Origin of the sequence: Phyllobacterium sp., assembly GCF_037994405.1 — a bacterium.
In the GTDB taxonomy this organism is placed as follows: Bacteria; Pseudomonadota; Alphaproteobacteria; order Rhizobiales; family Rhizobiaceae; genus Phyllobacterium.
This window is the reverse complement of record NZ_JBBNAN010000215.1, coordinates 1-3475: the sequence shown is the minus strand read 5'-3', so window position 1 is coordinate 3475 and position 3475 is coordinate 1. Positions and strand designations below refer to the sequence as shown.

Genomic DNA, 3475 nt, shown 5'->3' with positions numbered 1-3475 from the left:
CTTCGATGATATAATCCATGGTCCGTTCGGCTGCATCCACAACCGGACGAGATGAAATCAGACGCATCTGGGCGACCAGTGCGTAAAGGAGTACGAGGTCGGACACGTCGTCCTTCTGGTGGCTCAGCGCATCTCCAAAAAGCCGTGTCGCTTCGGCGATGAAATCTGAAAAGAGCTTCTCTCGCTTGGCAACCTCGGCGTCGCGATGCTTTTCGTTCAACTCAGATCTGTGTGTCAGCCAAGTGGCGGCGAAGGAGGTCAAGCTGCCTATGGCCACGCCGACGAGACCTGTCAGAGCCGAGATGTAGGGGTCCATAGAGTCTCTCCTGTCAAAACGAGTTGACACGCCGCACGCGGCGGCGCAACCGATAATCATGTGAGCGCTCGACGAGCGGTGTACTGATATCGCCCCCGGACCACGCCGTCAGGCAGAGCGACAGAGGTTAACCTGTAGTCGGACGGTACCGCAAAGGGTGTCGTCTGTATGTCCGCTATCGATCCTACTGCATGAACCATCCGTGGCTGACCACCATCGACTGACCGGTCAGCGCGTTCGATGGGAAAGCCGCTAGGAACAGCGCTGCTTCCGCAACGTCCTGCACGGTCGTAAACTCGCCGTCGACCGTCTCCTTCAGCATCATGGTCTTGACCACGTCCGCCTCGGAAATTCCGAGCTCGCGCGCCTGCTCGGGGATTTGCTTCTCGACAAGCGGCGTGCGTACGAAGCCGGGGCAGATCACATTGGTGCGGACACCATGAGCGGCCCCTTCCTTGGCCACGACCTTGGCCAGCCCGATGAGACCGTGCTTGGCGGTAACGTAAGGAGCCTTTAGCGGCGATGCCTCCTTGGCATGCACGGACCCCATATAGATAATGCTGCCGCTCTTCTGCCTGTACATTTGCCGCAAGGCGGTACGGGTGGTCAGGAAGGCTCCGTCCAGATGGATAGAAAGCAACTTCCTCCACTTCTCGAACTCGAACTCGACGACCGGCGCAACGCTCTGGACGCCGGCGTTACTGACCAGTACGTCGAGCCGTCCGAAGGCTTCGATCGCCCGTGCGATTCCGCTTTCCACCTGCTCCTCGTTGCTGACATCCATCCCCACCCCGAGCGCACGTTTACCCGTCGGGTCGATCCCGGACGCCGTTTGTTGGGCCGTGCTCTGATCAAGATCCGCTATGACCACTCTTGCTCCCTCGCGAGCGAAGGTGAGCGCAATCTCCTTGCCGATGCCGCTCGCGGCTCCGGTGATCACTGCGACCTTGTCCAGAAGCCGGCCCCCGGCACTCTCGGCGCGCTTGTTCGATGACGTTTCATTCTGCGAGTTCATAGGCTCTTCCTTTCCGATATCGAGGCTCGGCTTCCGCGAGGTAGTCATGCACGACGTTCCCGAGAGCGAGCGTGAGATCTGCGATGATGTGGACCGCCGATACTACTTCCAGCACCGGTAGCTCGGCCACAGGGGCCAGTGCGTGGGACAAGAGGTTCAGGGCCGCCGGGCCGGTCCAGGCGCCCTGCAGATTGATTTCCTCCAGGTGGTACTCCACGAGCTCGCAGATGCGCGGCGTGCCGTCGACATGAGGAATGATCTTGAGGAGGAAGTTCGGTTCGCCGAGCGAGGTCTTCACCGCTGAAAGATCGGCGGCTCCATGCTTGTAGCCCATTGTGGCGGTCGCAACGCGGACCGGGCCGTAGTCGAGCGTGCCCACCAGAGTGTCTGTCTCCGTTCGGAGCGTTGGACTCGCGAGCTTCTTAGGAAAGCCCCACAACTCGCGTCCGCCGGCAATCGGCGGATGGTCGTTGAGAAACATGCAATGGGTGTAGCTGCCCTTGCGTCCGCGGAACGAGACCGGGATGACCTGTCCGCTTTCCGTATAGTCGCCGAAGCCGGTCGAGTCCGGCATGCGAATGAACTCGAATTTCACCAGAGGCTCGCACACCTGAAGCGGCTCCGGCACGAGGTCGCGCAGGTTCTGCGGATCGGTGCGATATGTGATGATCAGATACTCCCGATTTCGGAAGCGATACGGGCCGGCCGGATAGGCCGGGCTGGTCAGGGGCATGGCGAAAGCCCTCGCCCGGACGGTGTCTTGGTGCATGGCTGAAATTCCTTTGGGCTGGATCAAGCGGCTCGTTTGCGTTCAGGGGGCCGCGACGGGGGAGGTCAGTCGATTTGCCGTTACTGACCTCTATTCCTGCCCGTCGACAGCAAGGTTATAGGCGCTAACCCCGTCCTGATTGTCCGGCCGACTTAGTGCCTCTGGATGGCGCAATGTGCGCACAGCGTCGAAGTAACCAGCCTGCCAATGCTCTTCCATGGACAGCCGCGAGAATTCGTAATCCTTCGAGTGGGTTTCATGCTGTTTCGAGCCGTAGATCAAATGGACTAGCTTGTAGACCTTGTGGTCTGCAATTGAGTTCAGCATCCTCGCCTCCTCACCGCCGACGAGGTCTGCGGGCAGTTTTGCAAGAAGGTTCGCGAGCGTGTGTCGGGCGCGCTGGTACTGCTTAAACTGGTCGGTATGGGCGCGCGTGCGGCTCGAATACTGGATTTCCTTTTGCCGCGCCGCCACATCGGCCAGGTTGCGGGGAATCTCACCGCGCGCGCTCCAGAGATCGACCTGGAAGGCAATCGTGTCCTGCCGCGGCCCGTGCTCGACCACCCACTGCAGCGGCGTGTTGGAAACGAGGCCGCCGTCCCAGTAGAACTCGCCCTCGATCTCAACGGCAGGGAAGCCGGGCGGAAGCGATCCGCTGGCCATCACGTGCTCGGGCCGGATCATATGCGTTTCATTGTCGAAGTAGACGAGATTTCCTGTCCGCACGTTCACGGCGCCGACGCTGAAGCGCATACCGCCAGCATTGATGCGGTCGAAGTCGACAAGCCGCTCGAGAGTGCTCTTCAGATGTTTGGTTTCGTAATAACTCGTGCCCCCGGGGGCGCCATTCGGGTACAGCCAGGGAACGGGCTGTCGCAGGCTGAAGAAACCTGGGGCACCGCCGACGAGGGCGCAGGCTGCACTGAATTGATTGAAGAACGCGCGGGGCAGGTCGCCTTTCGGCGCGAGTGCGTGTGCAGCGGCAGCCCAGTCGAGCAGCGGATTGGCGGTAATTTCCCGCCAGAAGATGCGCAGCTTAGCAACTCGTTCGGCCGGCTCGTTCCCGGCGATAATGGCTGCGTTGATGGCACCGATGGAGACTCCGGCGACCCAGTCCGGATGAATCTCTGCCTCGGCAAGAGCCTCGTAGACGCCGGCCTGGTAAGCCCCGAGCGCACCCCCGCCTTGCAACACCAGGGCAACGCATTCGAACGGGAGACGCCGCTCTGTTTTGAAATCCTTCTGGGACTGCACATTCATGCGATGCTTCCTTCTCATTCGACAACGGGGACTGCAGGGATCGAGACTGGGCGAGCCCGGGCGGGCAGAGACTCGATTCAATTTCGAGTTGGACAAATACGTCAGAACGACTATA

The 3475-nt window shown here is 60.6% G+C and carries 4 protein-coding genes; all 4 read right to left on the bottom strand.

Translation table 11 applies throughout. The annotated features are described in order from the left end of the window. On the bottom strand, positions 1-316 hold a 316-nt coding region (locus AAAC48_RS12030), incomplete at its 3' end, for a hypothetical protein (RefSeq protein ID WP_340654399.1). A gap of 184 nt (positions 317-500) precedes the next feature. Continuing rightward, complete coding sequence (locus AAAC48_RS12025; RefSeq protein ID WP_340654398.1) at positions 501-1331, bottom strand: 3-hydroxybutyrate dehydrogenase; 831 nt, start codon at positions 1329-1331, stop codon at positions 501-503. Then, on the bottom strand, positions 1315-2100 hold the full coding sequence (locus tag AAAC48_RS12020; protein ID WP_340654397.1) for an acetoacetate decarboxylase: 786 nt from the start codon (positions 2098-2100) through the stop codon (positions 1315-1317). Before AAAC48_RS12020 ends, AAAC48_RS12025 begins: the two co-directional genes overlap by 17 nt. A gap of 90 nt (positions 2101-2190) precedes the next feature. After that, a complete protein-coding gene (locus AAAC48_RS12015; RefSeq protein ID WP_340654396.1) occupies positions 2191-3360 on the bottom strand; it encodes a patatin-like phospholipase family protein in 1170 nt (389 codons plus the stop codon). Between the last annotated feature and the right edge of the window lie 115 nt (positions 3361-3475).

What these genes read in the sequence shown, in the direction of transcription:
- AAAC48_RS12025 (WP_340654398.1), bottom strand. Translation starts at nt 1,331, where the DNA reads ATGAACTCGCAGAATGAAACGTCATCGAACAAGCGCGCCGAGAGTGCC.
- AAAC48_RS12020 (WP_340654397.1), bottom strand. Translation starts at nt 2,100, where the DNA reads ATGCACCAAGACACCGTCCGGGCGAGGGCTTTCGCCATGCCCCTGACC.
- AAAC48_RS12015 (WP_340654396.1), bottom strand. Translation starts at nt 3,360, where the DNA reads ATGAATGTGCAGTCCCAGAAGGATTTCAAAACAGAGCGGCGTCTCCCG.